Origin of the sequence: Rothia mucilaginosa ATCC 25296 (genome assembly GCF_000175615.1) — a bacterium.
Taxonomy (GTDB): domain Bacteria; phylum Actinomycetota; class Actinomycetes; order Actinomycetales; family Micrococcaceae; genus Rothia; species Rothia mucilaginosa.
Genome location: NZ_ACVO01000016.1, coordinates 101,013 through 124,791, shown reverse-complemented (window position 1 = coordinate 124,791; position 23,779 = coordinate 101,013). Strand labels below are relative to the sequence as shown.

13 protein-coding genes are annotated in these 23,779 nt (G+C 57.5%); all 13 read left to right on the top strand.

From position 1 onward, the window contains the following. Nucleotides 1-107 precede the first annotated feature (107 nt). The 13 genes from ruvC (at nucleotide 108) to ROTMU0001_RS06295 (ending at nucleotide 23,250) form a co-directional block, all read left to right on the top strand. Entirely contained in the window at nucleotides 108-797 is a 690-nt protein-coding gene (ruvC, locus tag ROTMU0001_RS06355; RefSeq protein WP_005508775.1) for a crossover junction endodeoxyribonuclease RuvC, read from the top strand. Nucleotides 798-1,027: 230 nt separating this feature from the next. Next, nucleotides 1,028-1,648 carry a Holliday junction branch migration protein RuvA gene (gene ruvA / locus ROTMU0001_RS06350; RefSeq protein WP_005505871.1) on the top strand — a complete coding sequence of 207 codons (621 nt, stop codon included), beginning with the start codon at nucleotides 1,028-1,030 and terminating at the stop codon, nucleotides 1,646-1,648. A gap of 171 nt (nucleotides 1,649-1,819) precedes the next feature. Further along, the gene (gene ruvB / locus ROTMU0001_RS06345) at nucleotides 1,820-2,806 is read left to right on the top strand and encodes a Holliday junction branch migration DNA helicase RuvB (protein WP_172855776.1); all 987 of its coding nucleotides are present in this window, start codon (nucleotides 1,820-1,822) and stop codon (nucleotides 2,804-2,806) included. A gap of 355 nt (nucleotides 2,807-3,161) precedes the next feature. Next, complete coding sequence (gene yajC / locus ROTMU0001_RS06340; RefSeq protein ID WP_005508773.1) at nucleotides 3,162-3,521, top strand: preprotein translocase subunit YajC; 360 nt, start codon at nucleotides 3,162-3,164, stop codon at nucleotides 3,519-3,521. Between the two features lie 99 nt (nucleotides 3,522-3,620). Continuing rightward, on the top strand, nucleotides 3,621-5,312 hold the full coding sequence (gene secD / locus ROTMU0001_RS06335) for a protein translocase subunit SecD (protein ID WP_005508772.1): 1,692 nt from the start codon (nucleotides 3,621-3,623) through the stop codon (nucleotides 5,310-5,312). 2 nt (nucleotides 5,313-5,314) lie between these two features. Further along, nucleotides 5,315-6,493 carry a protein translocase subunit SecF gene (secF, locus tag ROTMU0001_RS06330; protein WP_005508771.1) on the top strand — a complete coding sequence of 393 codons (1,179 nt, stop codon included), beginning with the start codon at nucleotides 5,315-5,317 and terminating at the stop codon, nucleotides 6,491-6,493. 381 nt (nucleotides 6,494-6,874) lie between these two features. Further along, nucleotides 6,875-9,352, top strand: coding sequence for a RelA/SpoT family protein (locus ROTMU0001_RS06325; RefSeq protein ID WP_005508770.1), 2,478 nt, complete (start codon nucleotides 6,875-6,877; stop codon nucleotides 9,350-9,352). A 309-nt stretch (nucleotides 9,353-9,661) separates the two neighbouring features. Then, nucleotides 9,662-10,885 carry a DUF3320 domain-containing protein gene (locus ROTMU0001_RS06320; protein ID WP_005508769.1) on the top strand — a complete coding sequence of 408 codons (1,224 nt, stop codon included), beginning with the start codon at nucleotides 9,662-9,664 and terminating at the stop codon, nucleotides 10,883-10,885. A 43-nt stretch (nucleotides 10,886-10,928) separates the two neighbouring features. Beyond that, nucleotides 10,929-14,366: a helicase-related protein gene (locus ROTMU0001_RS06315; protein ID WP_005508768.1), complete on the top strand. Its 3,438-nt coding sequence runs from the start codon at nucleotides 10,929-10,931 to the stop codon at nucleotides 14,364-14,366. A 124-nt stretch (nucleotides 14,367-14,490) separates the two neighbouring features. Beyond that, complete coding sequence (locus ROTMU0001_RS06310) at nucleotides 14,491-17,532, top strand: DNA methyltransferase (protein ID WP_005508767.1); 3,042 nt, start codon at nucleotides 14,491-14,493, stop codon at nucleotides 17,530-17,532. Nucleotides 17,533-17,717: 185 nt separating this feature from the next. Next, nucleotides 17,718-18,989: an AlbA family DNA-binding domain-containing protein gene (locus tag ROTMU0001_RS06305; protein WP_005508765.1), complete on the top strand. Its 1,272-nt coding sequence runs from the start codon at nucleotides 17,718-17,720 to the stop codon at nucleotides 18,987-18,989. Between the two features lie 243 nt (nucleotides 18,990-19,232). Continuing rightward, nucleotides 19,233-21,299, top strand: coding sequence for a hypothetical protein (locus tag ROTMU0001_RS06300; protein ID WP_005508764.1), 2,067 nt, complete (start codon nucleotides 19,233-19,235; stop codon nucleotides 21,297-21,299). 283 nt (nucleotides 21,300-21,582) lie between these two features. After that, nucleotides 21,583-23,250: a chromosomal replication initiator protein DnaA gene (locus tag ROTMU0001_RS06295; protein ID WP_005508763.1), complete on the top strand. Its 1,668-nt coding sequence runs from the start codon at nucleotides 21,583-21,585 to the stop codon at nucleotides 23,248-23,250. Nucleotides 23,251-23,779 lie beyond the last annotated feature (529 nt).

Here is a 23,779-nt window from a genome sequence, read left to right as displayed (position 1 = left end):
CCGCGCTTGTGGGGACTGTTCTCGTGGCACGCCCCGGTGCCGGGTGCTAGGATTCTGAAGGGCTAGAATCTAGATATTCTAGAGGGAGTTTGTCGAAAGGGGAGATGATGGCCGCCGCTCAACCTGCCGCACGCGATAGCATGCGTGAGAACCATGCCGCCACTGCCGTGGAACGTGTGCCGGGTGCAACCCGCATCATGGGTGTTGACCCCGGTCTGACCCGCTGCGGCTTCTCCATGCTCGATATGACCGCCGACCGTAAGGCGCACTTCGTGAACGTGGGTGTTGCCGGCACCATCCCGGCGGAGTCCCTGGACCAGCGTATTCTCTGGATTTTCAACGCCGCCTCCCACTGGCTCGACACCTACAAGCCGGATGCCCTGGCGATTGAGCGTATCTTCGCGCAGGAGCAGGTGAACACGGTGATTGGTACGGCGCACGCTTCGGGCGCGGTGATTTCTGCGGCGGCAATGCGCGGCGTGCCGGTGTTCTTCCATACCCCTTCGGAGGTGAAGGCGGCGGTGACCGGTAGCGGCCGCGCCGATAAGGCGTCGGTGGGTCGTATGGTGACCCGTATTTTGGGGCTGGATTCCATGCCGAAACCTGCCGATGCTGCCGATGCCTTGGCGATTGCGATCTGTCACGGTTGGCGTGGCGGCGGTATCGGTTCGGGTATCAACATGGCGGCCCAGACGCAGACTCACCAGGGTTCACGCCCGGCGCAGGCTCGCCGTGGCGGGGCGTTGACTCCGGCGCAGCGTGCCTGGATGGAGGCGGAGGCACGCGCTCGCCGCTAGAGGTGCCGCCGCTAGAGCTACTTTCGTGGGCTTTTTCGTACCTCTTGCTGGCTCGCATGTATTCGCTAAGAAGTTCGAATATATGCTTGATTTCAGAAGAAATATTCTAATATACTTGTAGTGTCTCCCCGTTGAACTGGGGGAGTGCGTTCTGTGGGTGCCGGAGTTCCCGGTGCTCTCACACTGCCGCGAGCCTCATTCCTGGGCGCGGTGTTGAAAGGTGGAGAGAAATGATTGCATCCCTGACCGGTCGTGTGGCTCAGGTGGGCCTTGATCATGCGGTGATTAACGTGAACGGTTTCGGCATGCTCGTGTACGCTACCGCGCGTACTCTCTCCAAGCTGCGCACCGGTGAGGAAGCTACCGTGCTGACCACCATGATTGTGCGTGAAGAGTCGATGACTCTGTACGGTTTTTCGGAGCCTGCCGAGCGTGAAGTGTTCGATATGATGCTTTCGGTTTCCGGTATTGGCCCGCGTATTGCTCTGGCGGTGTTGAGTGTTCACACTGCCGCTGAGGTGGAGCGCGCTGTGGCAACCGGTGACGATAAGGCGTTCACGAAGGTTCCCGGTATTGGTCCGAAGGGTGCCCGCCGTATTGTGCTGGAGCTTGCCGGCAAGCTGATTCTCAGCGATGGCCAGACCGATGAGCTACCGCTGAGCCAGGGCATTGTCTGGAAGCCGCAGGTGCTTGACGCTCTCACCTCCCTGGGCTGGAGCGAGAAGGACGCTTCCGCCGCTATTGACGCTTACGTGCAGCACAACCCTGCCGCAGAAACTGAGCCGGTGGGTGTGGCCCTGCGCGGTGTGCTCGCCTCCTTGGGTACTCAGAACACGGTGGGCCGCCACTAAGCGGCGCGCCCTGTTCGACGTATCCCACTCAAACTTTTGTGAAAGAAGAATTCTATGAGCCAGAATCCCTATGAGCCGCAGCCCGCGGCGTCCCTGGTTTCCGGCGGGTATTTTCCCGGTCAGGTGCCCGGCACTCAGGCATCTTCAGCTCCCGCCCAGCGCCTGGTGGCGATGGAAGAAGAGCCTGAAGAGAAGATGATTGAGGCGGCACTGCGCCCTAAGTCCCTGGATGACTTTGTGGGTCAGCGCCGTGTGCGTCAGCAGCTGTCCCTGGTGCTGGAGGCTTCGAAGATGCGTGGCCGTAGCGCCGACCACGTGCTGCTGTCGGGCCCTCCCGGTCTGGGTAAGACCACTCTCGCAATGATTATTGCGGCAGAGATGGAGGCGCCGCTGCGCATCACCTCCGGCCCGGCAATTCAGCATTCGGGTGATTTGGCGGCGATTCTGTCTTCGCTGACTCCCGGTGAGGTTTTGTTCCTGGATGAGATTCACCGTATGAGCCGCCCGGCTGAGGAAATGCTCTACATGGCGATGGAAGATTTCCGTGTGGACATTGTGGTCGGTAAGGGTGCGGGTGCGACCTCCATTCCGCTGGAGCTACCGCAGTTCACCCTCGTGGGTGCGACGACCCGTGCGGGCCTGCTACCCGGTCCTCTGCGTGACCGTTTTGGTTTTACCGGTCACCTGGAGTTCTACTCGGTGGAGGAGCTTGAGCTGGTGCTGCGCCGCAGCGCGGGCCTGATGGACATGCAGATTACCTCCGAGGGTTTCACCGAGATTGCCGGTCGTTCTCGTGGCACGCCCCGTATTGCGAACCGCCTGCTGCGTCGTGTGCGTGACTGGGCGCTGGTGAACGGCGTGGACCGCATTAACGCGACCGATGCCGCAACCGCGCTGGATATGTACGAGGTGGATTCGCGCGGCCTGGACCGTCTGGACCGCGCCGTGCTGGAGGCGCTGATTCACAAGTTCGGCGGCGGCCCGGTGGGTCTGTCCACCCTCGCCATTGCGGTGGGTGAAGAGACGGAGACCGTGGAGACGGTTGCCGAGCCGTACCTGGTGCGTGAGGGCCTGATTGGTCGTACCCCGCGCGGTCGTGTGGCTCTGCCCGCGGCGTGGGAGCACCTCGGCTTGGAAGCGCCGGAGATTCAGCTCTAGATCCGCATCAGCTTTAGCCCCGCACCAGCTGATAACACTGTAGTAGCCCGTGGGAGGTAGTAACCTCCCGCGGGCTTCTCTGTGCCCCGGTAGCTTTTCTGCAGACGTGGCAAGCTCTTCTACCGGTTCTGCAGGCGCTGTCGGGTTCCATTGGGCTCTGCCGGTCTTTACCAGCGACATAAAATTACGCCGAGAGAGTCCAAAACTCAGGTTAACCTCACAAAAACGCTGGTTCGGGTCACTAAAGCTCATGCTCTCGCGTAGGATGGATACGTACTGTATCTACGATTCCACACCTTCTGGTACGCTCAACCCTCGCGGTGAGCGGCACGGGTGCGGATGTGAAAGTGAGACCATGGATTTTAACCTCCTGATTATGATCGCCATGATGGCGCTGCTGGCATGGATGATGTTCTCCGCCCAGAAGCGTCAGCGTAAGCAGGTGGAGGCGCTGCAGGCAATGCGACGTGCGCTCGTCCCCGGTGATCAGGTGATGACTGCTTCCGGCGTCTACGGCACCGTTGTCAGCACTGACTTTGAGAACAACAAGCTGCAGCTTCAGATTGCAGAGGGCGTTGTGATTACTGCGTCCATGAACGCGATCCTGAACCTTGTTGAGGAGGAAGCCCCCGCAGCGCCCCTGACCGAGGACGTGTACGAGGCTACCGCATCCGAAGCTCCCGCTTCCGATACCTCTTCTGATACTGCTAAGTAATTCAGCGCGTATGAGCCCGGCGCCCAGTGAGCGGCGTCGGGTTTTCGCGTTACGGAATCTGTAGAACACTCAATACTATTCACACGAAGAAGGAACATTATGGCTAAGCGTTCACCGCTTGCAGCCGCGCGAGGGGCGCTCCTCTCGATGGTCCTGCTCATGGTTGTTATGGCTGCCGGTATTTTCGGCAGCACCTACTCGGGAGGTTCTTGGGCACCGAAGCTCGCCCTGGACCTTTCGGGTGGTACTCAGATGATTCTTTCTCCGAAGGTCAATGGCTCTTCGGATGAGAACGTCTCCCAGGAGCAGTTGAACCAGGCGGTTGAGATTATTCGTCAGCGCGTTGATGGTGCCGGCGTTTCGGAGGCGGAGGTTACCACCTCCTTCGGCTCGGGTAATAACGTGGTTGTTTCGGTTCCCGGAACGATTAGCGCTGAGACTCGTCAGCTGATTCAGGCGTCTGCAAATATGACGTTCCGCCCGGTGCTGCTGTCTGGTGCCGGTACTGCGGTGGCTGAGGATGCCCGCACTGCGGACGATAAGCTGCCCAAGCCGTCCGCGGAGCCGACTGATGGTTCGGATCGTAACTGGATTACTGCGGACCTGTACAAGCAGTATGAGGCGAAGGACTGCACCGCGGCACGCAATGAGGACGCCGATAGCGCGGACCCGACTAAGCCGATGGTGGCGTGTTCCACTGACGGTCAGGAGAAGTACATTCTGGGTCCTGTGGAGCTGAGCGGTAGCGATATTTCTACCGCGAGCCACTCGCAGGAGACGACCGGTCAGGGCGTGACTACGGGCCGTTGGGCTGTGAACATTCAGTTCAACGATGCTGCTCGTGAGAAGTTCCAGAACATTACTTCTCGCCTGAACGCGATTCGTGCGCAGAACGCAAATGATCCGCGTGCCCGCTTCGCGATTCTGCTGGACGGCAAGGTGCTGTCCTCCCCGGTGTCGCAGGCAGTGATTTCTGACGGTAAGCCGCAGATTACCGGTAACTTCACCGAGCAGGAGGCGAAGGCTCTCGCCGATCAGCTCAAGTACGGTGCCCTGCCGATTAGCTTCACGATCCAGTCGGAGCAGCAGATTTCTGCGACCCTGGGTTCGGAGCAGCTGCGTGTGGGTCTGCTGACCGGCCTGATTGGTCTGCTGCTGGTGTTCGTGTACTCGCTGTTCCAGTACCGTCTGCTGGGCTTTGTCACGATGATGTCGCTGATTGTTGCGGGCATCATTTCGTACGAGGCGATTGCGCTGCTGGGTTGGGCGTTGAACTACCGCCTGTCCCTGGCTGGTGTGGCGGGTCTGATTGTGGCGATTGGTGCTACGGCTGACTCGTTCATCGTCTACTTTGAGCGTATCCGTGATGAGATCCGTGCGGGCCGCACGATCCCGTCGGCGGTGAACCACGGTTGGCAGCGTGCATCCCGCACTATTCTGGCGTCGAAGGCTGTGAACCTGCTGGCTGCTGTGGTGCTGTACGTGGTGTCGGTCGGTTCGGTGAAGGGCTTCGCGTTCACCCTTGGTTTGACCGCGATTGCTGACCTTGTGGTCGTGTACCTGTTCACCCACCCGATGCTGACTCTGCTGGCGAATACCCGCTACTTCGGTGAGGGTCACCGCCACTCGGGCTTGTCGCCTGAGTCGCTGGGTGCTACGCCGCTGTACCGTGGTGCCGGTCGCCTCCGCACCCCGGAGGAGAAGCAGCTGAGCATTGCTGAGCGTCGCCGTGCAGAGCGTGCTGCCGCTGAGGCTGACGAGTCTGCTTCTGATGAGAAGAAGGAGAGCTAAGCATGGCTACCGATGTGAAACCTAATGCTTTTGCCCGCTTCGGTAATGACCTGCATTCGGGTGCCCGCTCGTACCCCTTCGTGGGTAAGCGCCGCCTGTGGCTGCTGCTTGCGGCTGTGCTGATGGCGGTTTCGGTTCTGATTCCGGCTGTTGGTGGCGGCTTCAATCTGGGTATTGATTTCCGTGGCGGTTCGGAGTTCGTGGTCTCGAAGACCGCGCACGTTGATACTGCTACGGGTGAGCGCATTATTCACGAGAAGGCGAAGGACGCTTCGGATGTTCGCGTGACCAATATTGCGCCGGGTACGATTCGTGCCCAGATGAGCAAGCTCAGCGATGATGAGACTCTGCAGGTGAAGGCGGCTCTGCAGGAGGGTTACGGCGTCTCTGAGAATGACGTGACCTCTTCGTTTGTGGGCCCGACCTGGGGTGCGGATGTGACCCGTCAGGCGTTCTGGGGTCTGGTCGCGTTTGTGGTGCTTGCGCTGATTGGTATGGCGTTCTACTTCCGTACCTGGAAGATGTCGTTGGCGTCTATTGCGGGCCTGTTCTTCACCGTGGTGGTGACGGTTGGCCTGTACGCCGCGTTCGGCTTCGAGATTACTCCGAGTGCGATTATTGGTTTCTTGACGATTCTGAGCTACTCGCTGTACGACTCGGTGGTGGTGTTCGATAAGATTCGTGAGAACACCGAGGATGTGCTGGAACGCCGTGACACGACCTTTGCCGAGCAGATTAACCTGGCGGTGAACCAGACTCTGGTCCGTTCGATTAACACCGCTATTGTGGGTGTTCTGCCGGTGGGCGCGATCTTGTTCATTGGTGCGTTCATCCTGGGTGCGGGTACTCTGCAGGACCTGTCCCTGTCGCTGTTTGTGGGTATTCTGGTGGGCATGTTCGGTACGCTGTTCGTGTCTGCGCCGCTGTATGCTTCGCTGCGTTTGGGTGAGGCTCAGATTCGTGAGCACACCGCGAAGGTGGAGAGCGGCAACTTCAAGGACGCTGAGGTTGCTGACGAGGCTGAGGGCGATTCTTCGGAGGAGCCCGCCGAGGCTGAGAAGGCTGCGAAGTCTGAGGGATCTGCTGACAAGGCGACCGAGGACGAGAAAGCAACCGAGAAGCCCGCTAAGAAGCCGGCACGTGCAACCATTGAGATTCACCGCGTGAACCTGAACGGTTAGCCAACGTTCCGCCAGCGCTACTGGCGTTGCTAACGATAGGGGAGTCGATACCGAAAGGTGTCGGCTCCCCTTTAGCGTGCCCGCTGGTTTCTTTCCGCTGGTTTGCTCCCGCGGCGGCGCGGGGCAGCAGAACCGGGGGAGTGGCGCCTCCCTCATGCCCCGCTGAACCACCTCATGTACGCCAGCCTAATATTTCACAGGTCTAATATTTCACCGGCCTAATGTGTCACAGTGCGGCATAGTTTACGCGCATATTTTGGCTCATATCCGCGTGCTGGGTAGGATAAAGGTAGAAGATACTGCGCGCCCGCATCCACGCCTTTCAACGACGAGCAGATTCGGGGGCTCAGGTCATCGCTGTTACGTCCAAAGGAGCCCGGAATGAGTGCAGAACCTGCCGTGAACACCAACGCTGAGAACCCTGCAGGGACCGCCGAGAAGCCCGCGGTTCGGCCCGCTGGCCCGATTCCTCTGCCTGAAACTGATTCGTCTGACGCAAAGAAGAAACGCGGCTCGCACCGCGTCATGGCTGCTGGCGGACGTGTGCCCAACCGCCTGGTCTTCGGTAGCCGCAGCAGCAAGATGGAAGCATCCGACTCGAACGGCGGCACCATCCGTTTCTCCCCGATGATTGCGCCGGTCGTACGTGCCGTGCGCCGCTACCACCCGGACGAAGACATTCAGGTGCTGCAGCGCGCCTACGAGGTGGCGAACCGCTGCCACGAGGGTCAGAAGCGTAAGAGTGGCGACCCGTACATCACCCACCCGGTGGCTGTGACCGCGATTCTTGCGGAGATGGGCGCGACCGGCCCCGTGCTCGCCGCGGGTCTGCTACATGACACGGTGGAAGACACCGACTACACGATGGAGCAGCTCACCGAAGAGTTCGGTGAAGAGGTCGCCTACCTGGTCGATGGTGTGACCAAGCTGGACAAGATGACCTACGGCGAGAACGCCTCCATCGAGACGATTCGTAAGCTCGTGCTGTCCATGAGCAAGGACATCCGCGTGCTGCTCATTAAGCTTGCCGACCGCCTGCACAACGCCCGCACCTGGCGTTTCGTGCCGCAGGCTTCCGCCGCGAAGAAGGCGGAAGAGACCCTGAAAATTTATGCGCCGCTCGCGCACCGCCTGGGCCTGAACACGATTAAGTGGGAGCTGGAGGACCTGTCCTTCGCCGCTATGAGCCCGGAAATTTACGCCGAAATGGTGCGTATGGTCGGCGAACGCACCCCCGCCCTCGAAAAGTTCCTGAACGAGGCGCGCACCAAGATTACGGAGCGTCTGAAAGAGGTGGGCATCGACGCGACCGTGACGGGCCGCCCGAAGCACTACTACTCGATTCATCAGAAGATGAAGACGAAGGGCCGCAGCTTCGACGAGATTAACGACATCCTCGCCGTGCGCATCATGGTCGAGGAAGAGGCGGAATGCTACACCGTGCTCGGCCACGTGCTGTCCCTGTGGCCGTCGATGACTGGCCGTTTCAAGGATTACATTAAGAACCCGAAGAACAACAACTACCAGTCGCTGCACCTGACCGTGTACGGTCCGGGCAACCTGCCGCTTGAGATTCAGATTCGCACCTACAAGATGCACGAAGAAGCCGAGTACGGTGTGGCGGCGCACTGGCGCTACAAGGCGGCGTCGCGCGGCGAGAAGGTTGCGGCTCGTGGCGGCGCGCCCGCGAAGGACCCGAAGGAGCCGGGTACCCAGACCTCGGCGATGATGAACGTCGGCATCCTGCAGTCCATTGCGGAGATTTCGAACTCCAACCCGGAGTCGGAGAAGTTCTACGAGTCGCTCGCTGACACCCTCGACACCGACGAAATCGTCGTACTCACCCCCAACGGCGAGGCAATCGCCCTGCCCAACGGCTCCACCCCCGTGGACTTCGCCTACGCCATCCACAGTGAAGTCGGCGACCGCACGGTCGGCGCGAAGGTCAACGGCCGCCTCGTGCCGCTGCACACGGTCCTGCCCACCGGCGCGACCGTGGAGATTATGACCACGAAGAACGAAGACGCCGGACCCAGCGAGGACTGGCTGAAGTTCGTTCGCTCCTCACGCGCTCGCACGAAGATCCGCCAGTACTTCGCGAAGGAACGCCGCCTGGAGGCGCTGCTCGCCGGCCGCGAGATGCTCACCAAGAGCATGCGTAACAGTGAGTTGCCGTTGCAGAAGATGATGAGCCCGGAGATTATGACTCAGGTGGCTCAGCTGCTGCACAAGAACGATGTGGCGTCACTGTACCGTGCGATTGGTGAACACGAGATCGCGCCGAAGCAGGTCATTGACACCCTGGTTGAGGTGCACCGCGGCGACGAGCCGGCACCCGAGGTTGAGGTCAGCGACTTTGACGAGACGCTGCTGAAGTCGACCCGCAAGGCGATTGGCGATAACGGTGTGATTGTGCCGGGTGCTGAGGGTGTGCTGACGAAGATTGCGCGCTGCTGCACCCCGGTCCCGCCGGATGACATTATCGGCATTGTGACCCGCTATAACGGCATTTCGGTGCACCGCCGTGACTGCCCGAACATGCGTAACGCTGACGAGGAGCCGCGCGTGACCACGGTCGAGTGGGCGTCTTCGCCGACCGCTACGTACCGTGTGCAGATTCAGGTGGAGGCACTGGACCGTAAGGGCCTGCTGAGCGACCTGATTCGTGCTATCTCTGAGTCGGGCGTGAACATTCTGGATGCGCGCGTGCACACTTCGGAGGACCGCACCGTGGTGGACCGCTTCGCCCTGGAGCTGGGTGACCGCTTCATGCTGGAGCACGTGCTGAACGTGGTCCGTAACGTGACGGGCGTGTACAAGGCGTACCGCCTGACCGGCGCGAAACCCTCGGAGGCGTAGGCTCTTTAGAAATATCCTTCATGTGTTGATTTTTGGGTGCTGGTTTTTGTACTCTTGAGTTAACCGTTCGGCCCGCTACTCTTGATGGAGTAGACGGGCCGGATTTCTATTTTCTGGTCTTTACGTTGAGAAGCCACATGTGTTTCGAAAAGCCACTTCTTTGGTGGCTTCTCGAAACACATGTGGCTTTTCGCGGTTAAGCGGGTTGGGTTCCATAATGACGAACCAGTACGCACATGTTGTTCTCATTAGGCATAATGAATGTGGTGGCAATGGTTGCTGCAACACATACAACGAAATGGTTTTTATATGTCTATTGAAAAGGCAAACGCTCACATTTCCTCGTGCCTGTACTATCTGAGCCGTGAGCTTGACCCTCTGCTGACTGAGTTGTTGGCTCAGAAGGAGTTCATGCCTCAGAAGGTTCTTGAAGAGCGTGGCTGGACCATCATTTTGAAGATTCATGATGAGAATCGTGACCGCCTCCGTCACCCTGATCTCTACAACCCGAAGGACCTTCAGGTTCAGCTTCGTATGTTTACTGAAGGTGTGGGGCCCCCGAACAATAAGTTCCCTTTTGAACCTGACGGCGCTCGCAAGGTGCGCACTTATGCGCAGGACCTGCGTATTTTCCGTAATAAGAGCGCGCATTATGTCGATTTGGACCGCAATGACGCGGTGCGTATCTACGATTCGGCGGCTCGTCTTTTTGAGGCGTTGGGTGCGCCGGAGCAGCAGGCGTGGTGTGAGGACCAGCTGGACCGTGTGCATGCTGATTTGTTTGGTGCTGGTGAGGCGGCTCCGGTTCGTCGTGAGCTAGATGATGAGGTTCGTCAGGCTGTGTCGACTGCCCGTGAGGTGAAGACTGAGGTGTCTGCGCCTCGTGGTGCGTTTACTCGCCCAGCCCGTCCGGCACCGGTTTCTCGACCTGCTCAGACGGTGGCTCCTGCTTCGGCTTCTCAGCCGGCCCCGGTCTCTGATTCCTCGGTTCCTCCGCTGTGTCTTGTGGTGGGGGAGGGCCGTTACCCGTTTGAGCCGTGGGAGCCGATTTCGTTGGGTGACCGTGACATTTTTGATTCGCTGCGCAGTAAGCGTTCTAAGGATCAGATGTCTGCTGCTCTTGAAGAGATTGTGTCTGCTGAGGGTCCGGTTCAGGCTGATCGTTTGGCGACTTTGGCGGCGCAGTGCTTTGGCGTGAGCCGTTTGGCGAAGAAGAACCGCGACTGGATTATCCGTTTGGCGGACCGCATGCCCGAGCTGCAGGTGGATGAGCATAAGTTCGTGTGGCATGTTGAGGAGCCGCGCGAGGAGTATGGCGAGTTCCGTCCTTCGGTTGATGGTGCGGTGCGCGAGTTTGACCAGATTAGTCCGGTTGAGATTGCGAATGCTTGGCGCTTCTATGAGCAGAATCCTGAGCTGATGGATGAGGGCCAGGATGTTGAGTCGGCTGTGTTGGCGACTTTTGGCCGTAAGCGTCGTACTGCGAAGGTTAAGGCTCAGCTGGAGCTGGCTAAGGCGCTGTTGGCTGCCTAGTTTTCATTCATTTTTTATTCACTCACATGTAAAGGTTATTTTCATGGCTGAAATTTACGATAATCTTGGTTACCTTCCGCAGGGGGAAGGTAAGGGCGCGAAGCTTGCTGACGCGCTGCATCGCACGATGAAGTACTATGACCGTCTGGATATTGCGACGGGCTATATGAACTTGAGCGCGTGGGATGAGTTCGCTGATGAGATTGGTCAGGCTCCGTTTGAGCCGGGCACTCCGGTGGCTCGTATTCTGCTGGGTATGGTGCCGCGTTCGATTACGGAGCAGATGCATGCTGAGGCGCAGGCGGAGATGCGCGGCGAGTCGGTGTCTTCGGTGCCGAAGAATGATGAGCGTGCGGGTTATCGTGATGAGCTGGTTCAGCATTTGCGTGGTCAGCTGATGGCTGGTGGTACGAGCTCTGCGCGTCGTCAGGCTTTGTTGACTTTGAAGGAGCATTTGGAGTCTGGCCGTGTGCAGATGAAGGTGTATACGAAGCAGGCGTTGCACGGTAAGACGTATGTTGCGCATACTCCGAAGCCGGGCAATATGCATCCGGTGATGAGTTTTGTGGGTTCTTCGAACTTTACTCGTCCGGGTTTGCACACGAATTTGGAGCTCAATGTTGAGTTGACTGATTCGGATCATGCGGCGAAGTTGAAGAATTGGTTTGAGAAGCTGTGGCGTGAGCGTACGTCGTTTGATATTACCCGCGAGATTATTGATTTGATTGATCAGTCGTGGGTTGAGCCGGCTGACCCGTATGACGTGTATATGAAGGTCTGCTACGAGCTGTCTGAGGATGCTCGTTTTGGTGAGCAGGAGTATGCGCTTTCTCCGCGTTTGGAGCATATGCTGATGGATTATCAGAAGTCGGCTGCTCATACTTTGGCGCGCCGTTTGATGCGCCGTGGCGGCACGATGTTGGGTGACGTGGTGGGTCTGGGTAAGACTTTGACTGCGATTGCTGTGGCGTCAATGTTGCAGAATGAAGAGAATATGCGCGTTCTGGTGTTGTGCCCTAAGAACTTGGAGCAGATGTGGGATAAGCATCTGAGCGAGTATGACGTGGTGGGTAAGGTGGTTCGCTATTCGATGGCGGCTGCTGAGTTGCCTGATTTGGCGCGTTATCAGTTGGTGATTTGTGATGAGTCGCATAATCTGCGTAATGAGAATACGCAGGTGTGGCGTGCCATTAAGGAGTATGTCTCGCGTAATGAGTCGCGTGTTCTGCTTTTGACTGCGACCCCGTTTAACTTGTCGTTTAGTGATGTGAAGGCGCAGCTGGCTCTGTATCTTGATGAGGATGCTGACCTGGGCATCATTCCGGAGAAGGGTCTGGAGAAGTATTCGAAGAAGTTCGACAAGCTGGAGGGTAACCTGTCGACCTTGCGTGCTTTTGAGATTTCTGAGGAGCCGGAGGATTGGCGCACGTTGATGAGTGACCATCTGGTGCGTCGTACTCGTGCGTACACTAAGCGCCAGGCACCGACGGAGATGTGGACTTCTCCTGATGGTTTGGTGACGAAGGAGCGTAGCTACCTGGAGTTGTCGACGGGTAAGTTCTATTACCCGGATTGGGTGTCGCAGCCGGTGAGCCATAGCTTTAAGGCTGATGACCCCGCCCGTTTTATGGAGGATGACCAGACCCTTGATGATTTGAGGGATTTGCGTCTGCCGCGTTATGACATTTCTGGGTATGACAACCCGAATGCCCACCATTCTCCGGAGAATAGGGCGATTATTGAGGCGGCTCGTTCGGGTCGCGGTAATGTGCGTGGCTTTGTGCTTTCGGGCCTGTATAAGCGTTTGAGCTCTTCAGGCTATTCGTTTATTCAGTCGTTGACTCGTCAGTTGATTCGTAATGAGCTGTGGATTTATGCGATTGACTATCAGCTGAGTGTTCCGACGGGTAGTTTCTCGGATGACCAGTTGGGTCTGGAGGGTTCTGACGCGGCTGACTTTGAGTCTGTGGACGGCCTGCAGGTTCAGGATTTGAGCGGGAACCTGGAGCAGATGTATGAAAGCCTGGTTCAGAGTGCGCCGGCTCAGACGAAGTGGGTTTCCTCGACGGTGTTTACGTCTCGTCTGCGTGATGACTTGCAGCATGATAGCGAGCTGATTAAGGCTATGCTGAAGCGTTTTGGCGCGTGGGAGGTTGAGACTGACTCGAAGCTGCATGCGCTGCGTGATTTGATTGAGCAGAAGCACGCGAATGATAAGGTGCTGGTGTTCACGGAGTATAAGGACACTGCGTACTACATTGCTGATGGCCTGCGGAAGCTGGGTGTTGAGAATGTGGCTGCGGTGGCTGGTGATACTGATGATCCGGCGTCGTATGCTCGTCGTTTCTCGCCGGTGTCGAACCGTGTGCCGACGGAGCAGGCATCTGACGCGGAGGCTCCTGCTCTGAATGGTCCTGAGTTACGCGTGCTGGTGGCTACTGATGTGCTGTCTGAGGGTCAGAACCTTCAGGATGCTCACGTGGTGGTGAATTATGACTTGCCGTGGGCGATTATTCGTCTGATTCAGCGTGCGGGTCGTGTGGACCGTGTGGGTCAGGTTCATCATGAGGTGAATGTGTATCTGATTTCGCATCAGACGGTGGAGAAGACTTTGAAGTTGCGTTCGCGTATTCGTGAGCGTTTGGAGTCTGCGGCTGAGGCTTTTGGTGCTGATCAGGCGTTCTTTACTGATATGTCTTCTGATGATGCTACAGCTCGTACTCTTGAGGATTTCTACTCGGGCAACCTGGATAGCGAGGAGCCTGAGGAAGAGGGTATTGACGCGGTGTCTGAGGCTGCGGAGCGTTGGGCTGATTTTGCGAAGAATCGTCCTGAGCATGCTGAGCGGATTATGAAGATGCAGGATAAGCGTTTGGCGACTCGCGCGTTGCGCGGTGAGTCGAGCGTTCATCCGGCGGATGATAATGCTTTGATGGTGTCGTATGTGCGCACGAACTCTGAGATTGACCTGTTTGCGGTGAGGTCGTATGACCCGGCTACGGACAGCGCGAAGGAGAGCATGGTGCCGCCGGCGAAGGCTCTGGGCTTGTTCTATGCGGAGTATTCGACGCCGAGTCAGGAAACTGATCCGAAGGATTATGACCTGCAGCAGAAGTTGACTCAGTATGTTTTGCGGCAGGAGGGCACGACGCACGGTAATCTGCGTGGTGTGCGCCGTCAGGTGTTCCGTCGTTTCTACGGGGCTGATAGCACGGCTTCGCTGGATACTTTGGAACTGCAGGAGCGGGAGCGGAAGGTGCTGGATAAGCTGTACCATTACCCGCTGCGTCGTCAGGCTGAGTCTGAGCTTCGCCGTATGTTGCGCCGTAAGGCGGATAACCGCTCTTTGTTGGATGCGTTGTTGCGCATGCAGCAGGATGATGAGCTGTTGGTGAAGGAATCTGATATGCAGATGGCACGTGTGGTGTGTTCGTTGGCGATTTCGGATCCTGATTTTGCGGGTAAGAATCCCGTGCGTTAGTGCGCCCCGGGTGGGTGCTATGGCCTGTGGTGCGGGGCGCGGTGAAGCGTCTCGCACCGCGGGGCTGTGTGTAGTTTTTCTGTGAATCGGTTGGTTCACTATTCTCTTGTGAAGGAGCATTTTTATGGCCGTTGTGTGGCCTGATGATGACCTGGACCAGGCGCGTTCGTACCTGGTGGAGGGTCGCCTGGGTGATTTCTTTAGGGAATCTCTGGGCTGGGATGAGTCGGATTTGGGAGACTCCTCGTTTCAGACTGTGAAGGTGGATGACCCGCTGGTTCCTTCTGGCGTGTTGAACGTGGAATGCGTGTCGGTTCAGTCGGGCATTCCGGTGTGGGTGTGCCGTGTGGACCGTATTCCGTCGAATACTTCGCAGCTTGAGGTTGACCGTACGTTGCGTGCGTTGAGCATGCACCGCCTGTGCATTTTTGTGCAGGAGGGCGTTGGTTTTACGCCGCGTCAGGTGTGGCGTTGGCCGAGCGCTTCGTCCTCGCGTTTGACTCGTCATGAGCTGTTGGTGAAGGATGAGGCTCAGGTTGAGGCGTTGTTGGAGCGTTGTGCTCTGCTGTACCTGACTTCTGATGACATTGCGAATGGCGTGTCGATTCTGGGTCTTTTGGACCGTATGCGTCGTGGTTTTGACGTTGAGACGGTGAACGAGACGCGCGAGGCAACGAACCAGATGGCGGGTCTTTTTGAGTCGTTGGCGAAGGCTGGCATGTCGGAGGCTCAGATTTCGACGGTGATGGCGCGCCTGTTGTTCTTGTTGTTTGCTGATGATACGCAGATGTGGTCTGAGTCTGAGGATTCGAACTCGTTTGAGCGGATGATTCGTGGTACTCATCAGGAGGGTACGGATCTGGCGCAGCGCCTGAATGAGCTCTTTGACCTGTTGAATAAGAAGCCTTCGGGTGCCTCGGCTGTGGCGGATGCTCCGGAGTATCTGTCTGGCTTTAAGTACGTGAATGGCGGCATGTTTGCGGATGCTGTGCCGCTTCCTGCTGAGATGAGCGGCGCGGTGGCAAAGACGTTCCGTCAGCAGCTGTTGGCGACTTCGGAGCGTGATTGGTCGAAGGTTTCTCCGGCTATTTTCGGTTCGATGTTCCAGTCGGTGCGTGACGCGAAGACTCGTCGTGAGATGGGTGAGCACTACACCTCGGAAGAGGATGTGCTGAAGACCCTGAACCCGCTGTTCCTGGATGAGTTGCGGGATAAGCTCACGAACGCGGTAGATAAGTCGGATGAGCCGACTCGTCTGCGTAATCTGCGCCGTGAGTTGGCGAATATCCGTTTTATGGATCCGGCGTGTGGTTGCGGTAACTTCATCATTATTGCCTACCGTGAGATGCGTAAGTTGGAGCTGGATATTCTGGTGCGCCTGCGTAATCTGGGTCAGATTGATGAGAGTGAGCTGGGTTCGCTGGTCGTGGGTACGGCTGGTGTGAGTGAGGGCGTGCGTAAGCGTGCCCGCTCGATTGAGCCTTTGGTGACTATCGATAATTTCTATGGCCTGGAGCTTGACCCGTGGCCCGCCTCGATTGCGCGTACGGCGATGTTCTTGGTGGAGCGTCAGATGGACCAGAAGATGATGGAGGAGTTTGGCTATGCTCCGGTGCGTCTTCCTCTGGCTCATAGCGCCCACATTCTTGAGGGTGACGCCCTGACTGAGATTGACCCTGCTTCGGGTGAGCATGTGGATCGTGACTGGTCGAAGGTTCTGCCGGTGACCGCGCAGGATGTGGCGAATGGTGTGCGCGTGTATATTGCTGGTAATCCGCCTTTTGTGGGTCAGGCGAAGAAGGGCGATGAGCAGGATTTGGGTATGCGTCTGGCGTGGGGCAAGGACTATGCTGGTTACTTGGATTTTGCGACGGCATGGTTCGCTAAGGCTGCTCGCTACCTGAAGACCTTGCAGGAACAGTCCGAGATACTGGGCGTGACCGAGGTGCCGGGCGAGTTTGCTTTTGTGTCTACAAACTCGATTGTTCAGGGCCAGCCGGTACCTTCGCTCTTTGGTCCGCTTTTCCGTGATGGGTGGCGTCTAAAGTTTGCGTATCGTACGTTCCCATGGGAGTCGGAAGCTGCGGGTAAGGCGGCGGTGCACTGTGTGATTACGGGCTTTACTCGCTCGGAAGTTCCGGAGAAGCGTAGCGTGCGTGTCTTTGACTACGACTGGTCGACCCGCCAAACGGTAGAGCAGGAGCCGGTTCATGCTCTGAACGCCTACCTGGTGGAGGGCCCGAACGTGTTGGTGGAGAAGCGCTCCAAGCCTCTCTCCTCTTTGATTCCTGAGGTAGTACGTGGAAGCCAGCCGACGGATGGTGGAAATCTAATCGTTGAGGTGGAGGACTACCCGGTGGTTGCCGCTGACCCGGTAGCGGCTCGTTATCTTCGTCCTTTCGTTGGTGCTAAGGAGCTGGTGCAGGGACTGGAACGTTGGTGCCTGTGGTTGGAAGATGCCTCGGAAGAGGAAATTGCTTCGAGTCCGGTACTGAGTGCTCGCGTGGCGGGGGTTGTCCACATGCGTGTGCAGAGTACAAAGAAAGTAACGCAGGAGCTTGCACAAACTCCTCACCTATTTGGTGAAATGCGCCAGCCGCTGGAACCCTACGTGTGCATCCCATCTGTTGTCTCCGCGAATCGTCCGTTCTTCACCGTAAAACACTTTTCCCCTGAAACAATTACGAGCAACCTTGCATTTACTGCCATCGACCCAGATGGCTTCCTGTTTGCTCTCCTCTCCTCTTCTATGCTCATTACTTGGCAACGTACTGTCGGTGGTCAGCTGAAGTCTGATTTGAGGTTCTCGAATACGGTGGTGTGGAATAATCTTCCTTTGCCGCAGATTTCTGAGGAGCAGCGTCGTAAGGTGATTGCTGCGGGCCGTAAGGTGTTGGCTGCGCGTGAAGCGATTGAGGAGCGTGCGGGTGAGCCGGTGTCTTTGGCTGAGATGTATGCTTCGTTGGCGACGATGGATCCGGCGTTGCGTGCGGCGCATGATGAGTTGGATTCTGCGGTGGATGTCGCTTTTGGTGCGTCTCGTCGTTGTTCTTCTGAAGCGAAGCGCCTGGAGATTCTTTTCGAGCGCTATCAGGAGCTGACTGCGGCTGAGGAAGCTGCGAAGCCGGCTAAGAATCCTCGCGCTCGCAGGCGAACCGCTAAGTAGCTGGTTCGATAGGTGAAAGGGCTGTGTGCTGGCTGAGTTGCTCTCAGCGTGCGCGCAGCCCTCCCGCATACCTGCACACCCTGACCAATTTAGGGGCAGAAATTCTGCGAGGAATCTATACTGAGTTTTGAGGGCGGATAGCACTCAGAATCTATGGGTATTTCCTCTTTTGATAAGGAGTTCTAATGTTTACACCCATTCACCGTGCCCTGGGCTTAGAACCTGGGAATCTCACTCTTGAGATTATCAAAAAGGCCATTGAGGAAGGCCTGGAAGAGACCAGTGACCTTGACTGGAAAAAGGATCCGTACAACCCCCTAAAACCGGCATGGTTTGATGAAGTCGCAAAGGATATCGCAGCTATGGCGAATAGTGGCGGTGGCTGGATTGTATTTGGCGTGGCAGAAGAAGAAGGCAGTAAAAATAATGGGGCCTTCTCAATAAATCCCATTCAATGGTCCGCCGCTGATGAACAGCGCATTCTTCAAACGGCATACGGTAAAATTGGTCCGCCGGTCACTGGTCTTGAATTCTTTAAAATCCCTTGCGGAGAAAATCCTAATGAGGGGTATGTTGTGCTCATGCATATTCCTGATTCAGCGGAGGCTCCTCATTTTGCGAAGAAGGGTGATGATGCCTTTGTAGCACCACAACGTAACGGACCGCATACCGTGTTCATGACTGATAGGGATATTGAGCGTGGTTTCCGTGAGCGTTTCCAACGTGGCGTTGAGCAGGAAAAGACCCTGCAGGGGTACTTTGAACAGGCGGCAGAAGCACTCAACCCTGAACAAGGCGTATTCCTTGCCATTGCAGCTGTACCCGTAACACCTAAAATTTCAGCTACTCCAGTTTCGGAAGAATCTATGTATCAATATGCGAATCAAAAGTTAAATCCTGAATTTCTCCACAACTTTGAACGCACAATGTATGAAATAGGTTTTCCTCCAAATCCTGAAGTAAAGAAGGGGTACCGGCGATGGTTAATTCGAACCAATGTTAACAGCAAGGCCCAATACCGAAAATATTTTTGCGACAATGGTTCGATGCTGGCTTCATATCAACTTGGATATATCAGAAAGGGAAATGAACTATTCTATGATGAAAGTAAGAAAAACCACTGTCTTTCGAAGCATATAGAATTTGTCATAGCTGATTTTATGTCTTTACTTCGTTCCTATAGTCAGGAGCATAAAGTGTACGGGGCGTATAGGATTCGTGCTGGCCTAGTGGGGTCTTCAGATGATCCCATTACTATTAGAACTATCAGTAACTTTGACCAGGTTCTTGAGGAAAGTTACTCCGAACCCATTAAGCGTTTTCAGCCGGTGTCTACATTTATTGATCCGCTGGCACCGATTGAGGACATCCTGCCGCCGCTGTGTACTCTGGCTCTGGATATTGTGAATCAGGGCGGTATTCAGAACCTGCAGGTTATTGCTGGGGAAGAGTCTTAGCCGGATTCATATCCCGCCCAGAAGCCACATGTGTTTCGAAAAGCCACTTCTTTGGTGGCTTCTCGAAACACATGTGGCTTCTCTCCGTTCATGAGGGGGAGGCGGCTCGTGCCTTACCCCCGGGTAAATCCCGCCCCGCTTATCGTGTCAGGGGTCCGCCCTATTCTGTAATCAGAAGCACCGAAGCCCACGCGCCGAGAGCGTCGCAGCCTCCCAGCGCATCCGAGAGAAAGGACCGTCACCATGGCACGCAGCCCTGAAGCCGAAGCCCGTTACAAGGCCTACCAGAAGAAGTACCACGCCGAACGCAACGCCCGCGCCCGCTACTCCTACGAGCGACTCGAAAAGGCACACCGCGTCGTCGTCAAGGGCAAGGACCTCTCCGCCGAACTCATGCAGCGCCGCGCCCCCGGCATCACCGGCGAAACCCCCTGGGAGAAGGACCTGACCGTCCACCCCTACAAGTGGCGCCGCCAGGGCATGCCCAAGGACCTTCCCCGCTACGTGAGCAACGCGTTCGGTGATGCGGCCCCTTACGAATCCTTCACCGACCCGCGCATGCTCTTTGACTGCACCCTCTTCGACAACATGACTGATGAGGAAATCGAGTACTTCAACGACGAGAAGCACTGGGCCGTTGAGCGACCGGATACCGACATCACCCTCAAGAACGAGCTGGAGGGTGAGCCCGGCGTGTACGGCTACCTCGTGCACGTCAACCGTGGCCGTAAGGAGGTGAACAACCCTCCGAGGGGTCGCTCACGGTATAAGCGTAAGGACGGTAAGGAACTCGTCTGGGATGACCTGCGCCTGGACGCACCCTACTGGCAGGAATGCGGCGACTACATCTACGTGTACCTGAACGAGAAGGAAGCCCGCGATGCCTTCAAGCAGCAGAAGATGCGCCTGGATGATTTGAACCAGGAGGTGCGCCTGTACCGTTTGACTAAGCCCATCAGCATCAGTGATGCCCGTGAATGGTTGAACAGTGACCACCCGCTGCGCGAAGAGAAGCACGGCGCCATCACCCTGGACGCGTTCGGTACCGGCCAGTATGGCCGCCCGGGTGCGCTGCGTCTGCCGCAGCAGCCTGCCCCTGATGAGGACGAGCAGGACCGCATCGCTGAGGAAGAGTACTGGAACAGCCTCACCCCCGAAGAGCAGCAGAAGACCCTGGACGATCTGGAGTACTACCAGGCGTTGGAAGAGAAGCGTCGCCAGATCAATAAGGAACGCTGCGACGCCATGGAACCGATGTACACGGAGCGTTTCAACGTGGATGAGTACATGGCGTGGCAGGTGACGCTGGCTGAAAACAGCGTGGATGATGATCCTGAGGATGAATTCGCTGTTGAGTGGCTCAACAAGCTGCGTGAAGAGATTCCGAACATGCCTTTGAAAAAGAAGCTCGACTTCGTCGAAGAAGGCATGTACAGGGAAGATCCTAGCGGATGTGAAGAGACGCTGCGCACTCTGAACCTTGTTACTCCGTACGAGACGATGACCCGTTTGGTGGATATCATGCCGCTGAGCCAGAAGACGATTGAAGCTGCTGTGGCAGTGCACAAGAGCCGCCTGAAGCTTGGTATCGAGACCGAGAAGCTGGGTTTCCGCCGCAAGGGTGGTCAGTACCATCTGAATGAGGCGCAGGAGAAGTACGTGCGTGCTGGCCTGGTGGATCGTTACACCCGTGAAGGTGAGGACGGTTCAGCTGAGCTGATGCGCATGGTGTACGACAGCGACTGGTACCCCTGCCTGGAACCTGACCAGTACGAGGAGGAGGGCGGCTTCTCGTGGGAGACCATCAACATGGAGGACTACCGTGCTGGCCGCCTGCTGCCCTTCGGCGACGGTTTTCCCCGCGGGGCGTTTGGCCCCAAGCATGACCGTATCGAGTACCTGGCTGATCTGCTCAAGCGTGGTGAGATTGACGTCCCCACCTTCTGGAAGCGTGTGCAGGATTCCTCCTATGTGGCGGACCAGGAACGCTTCGGCCCTGAGGGAGAAGAATCCTTCATCATCACGAAGAAGAACTGGCGTCAGTTCCTTGAGTGTTGGGATGAAGGCCGCCCGGACGACTACGAACCGGACCCGTCGGTAGATGTATCGGTCTTCCCGAGGGCTCTTGGCGGCGATAGCTGGGATGAATTCCAGAACCGTTCGTACGATTGGCACACGAAGGATTGGGAAGCATGGATTGACTCGCTGCCCGATGACTGGTGGACTCTGAACACTGATGCGGTGGATGTGGCATCGTACCAGGTGGAGGAACCCCGTCTGGTCCCCGAAATGGTGAAGCACACGCTGTAGAAGACCGAGCAGCGCTAACAGCACCTGACGTACACCATCAATAGGAGGGCGCGGCGCACCCGCACAGTTGGATGCGCCGCCCCTCCGCCCACCGTCCCTCCTCCACCCACCAAACTCGCCGCTGAGAGCGCGCTCGCCGGTGAGAGTACAGCCGTCGCATCGCGATTTATCGCGAAAAATGCGCCCTTTCCCGCTTAGCCTGTCAGGGGAGTAGCGTACAGTAAAACACATCACACACCCACACAATCGAATCCGATAAACAACCACACCCCAAGGAGGGACCATGCCGCACAACGCCGTATCACACATCCAGCAGCAGTACGCCGCACACCACCCGCAATGCAACACCTTCGCCCTGGACAAGCCCAAGAGCGCGGCCTACGGCTACACGGCCGCCTTCATCGCGTTCAACAACGCAGACGGCACGCCCACCAACGAAACCCTCACCCTCGACAGCATCCACGCCGCCGCAGAATCCTGCCAGGTCATCGACATGGGCTTCGACTACACGCCCTTCTACGACGGCGAACCGGTCAACCCGCCCACCTGCCACCTCATCATGGGCACCAACTTCGGCGAATCGAACAAGAAGTATGCGCTTTCCTCGCTCTACGGCACGGCGCGTATCTACCTGATTACCGCCGACGCACCCACCGTCAAAGTCGACGGGTTCATGACGAAGCTGTCCATGTTCGTCAACAAGATGCGTAACAGCGAAACCTGGAACCGCGCCAAAGCATACATTCTGAGCACCTCACCGGCAGGGGAGGAGCTGCAGAGCTTCGCGTGCTCCTTCACCACCTTCGCCATGCCGCGCAAGTACATCGTGGACCACGAGAAGCCCTGGCGACCCGAGAAGGAAATCGTCGTCAACAACAGCCTGCAGATGGCATTCCGACCCGGCATTTTCTGGCCGAAGCAGTCCGCCGTGGACCCCTCGCGTCCGCTGACCGTGCGTGCCTCTGAAGGCCCCGCAACCTTCGACAGCCTCTCGGATCTTACCTGCGGCGGCGTCCCCGTTGAGAAGACGGCGAAAGCCCTGGAAAAGCGGCAGAACATCAACACCTACATCTACCACTTCGCCTACCCGAAGAACCTGGGGGAGCAGCCGAACCTCGCCGTCATCAGCTACATGGTGGATGTGCTCGCCCTGCACCTGCGCGAACTGGACAAGCTGCAGCTGGCACCGAACGCACAGCCGCCGCTTGAGTGGACCATGGAGGACATGCTTTTCAGTTCGGCGTTCGTTGTTCAGGATCTTGCCGAGCAGAGTGGCGTTCCTGAATGTGAGCATCTGTGGGTTCCTAGTGGTCAGCCGCGACAGCGTACACCGCACACCGGTCCGAAGCGCCCGGCTCCCGCTCAGCCCGCACCTACCGCGAAGCCCGCTCAGGAGGCGCGCCCGGCTCCCGCACAGCGTCAGGCACCTGCCCAGTCGCAGCAGCCGAACCCGCGCCCCGCGTACTCTAACCCGCCGCGTCCCGCAGCGAACCAGGCGGCGGCAAATCATGCAGAACCCGCGTACCAGCAGGCTCCTCAGCCGGCCCCTGAGTACCGTCCGAACCCGCAGGGATACCAGGCACAGGGCTACGCGGACGCCCCGCACCACGCAGAATCCCAGTACCGCCCCGATGCCCACTACCACTCTGATGCGCAATACCACCCGAGTGCTCAGTCGCAGGCAGACGCGTACCAGGCGCAGGGTTATCAGGATCCGAACTATCAGGCACCGGGTTACCAGGCGCAGGGCTACCAGGCGAACCCGCAGCACCCGCAGGCGAACTATCCGTACCAGCCGGCGCCTCCCCAGTACCAGCAGAACCCGGCGTATCAGCAGGATGCGCCGAGCCAGCAGCGTCCGGTTTTCCAGCCGACCCCCACGGGCACCCGCAACACTGGAAACCAGAAGGGTTTCTGGGGTAAGGTCGCATCATTCCTGAGGGGCGAGTAGACCCGAATGTAGCGTGGTAATCTCCCGCGACCGGCGGTAATCCGCCCAGAGGTATTCCAACCAGGCCAGTGGTATTCCGCCGAGAAGCCACATGTGTTTCGAAAAGCCACTTCTTTGGCGGCTTCTCGAAACACATGTGGCTTCTCACTGTTCATGAGGGGAGGGTCGGGGACTCCTTCGATAGGTTAGTGTCTTCGCCGTGGGTCTTTAACCCGCAGTGAAGACAGTAACCTATCGAAACAGCTAGCTACCCACCGCCGGTAAAAATTCAGTAATGACTTAGCAATTTCAGTTATGACTTAGCGTCTTTGGTAATGGTTAAAACCCCAGCCCAGAGTCACTAACCCATGGTCGAAGTCCGTAACCCATGACCGAATTTCCGCACGGTGTGTGGGAGGCGGGGCAACGGCACACAGGAGGCAAGCCCGTCCGCGCCTAATCTTCCGTGCGGCGGGGGAGTTTGGCGGGGGAGCGCGCCTCCAGAAAACCACTCGTCACGCAATATTTTTTTGGTGTTTTTCTCCGGCAC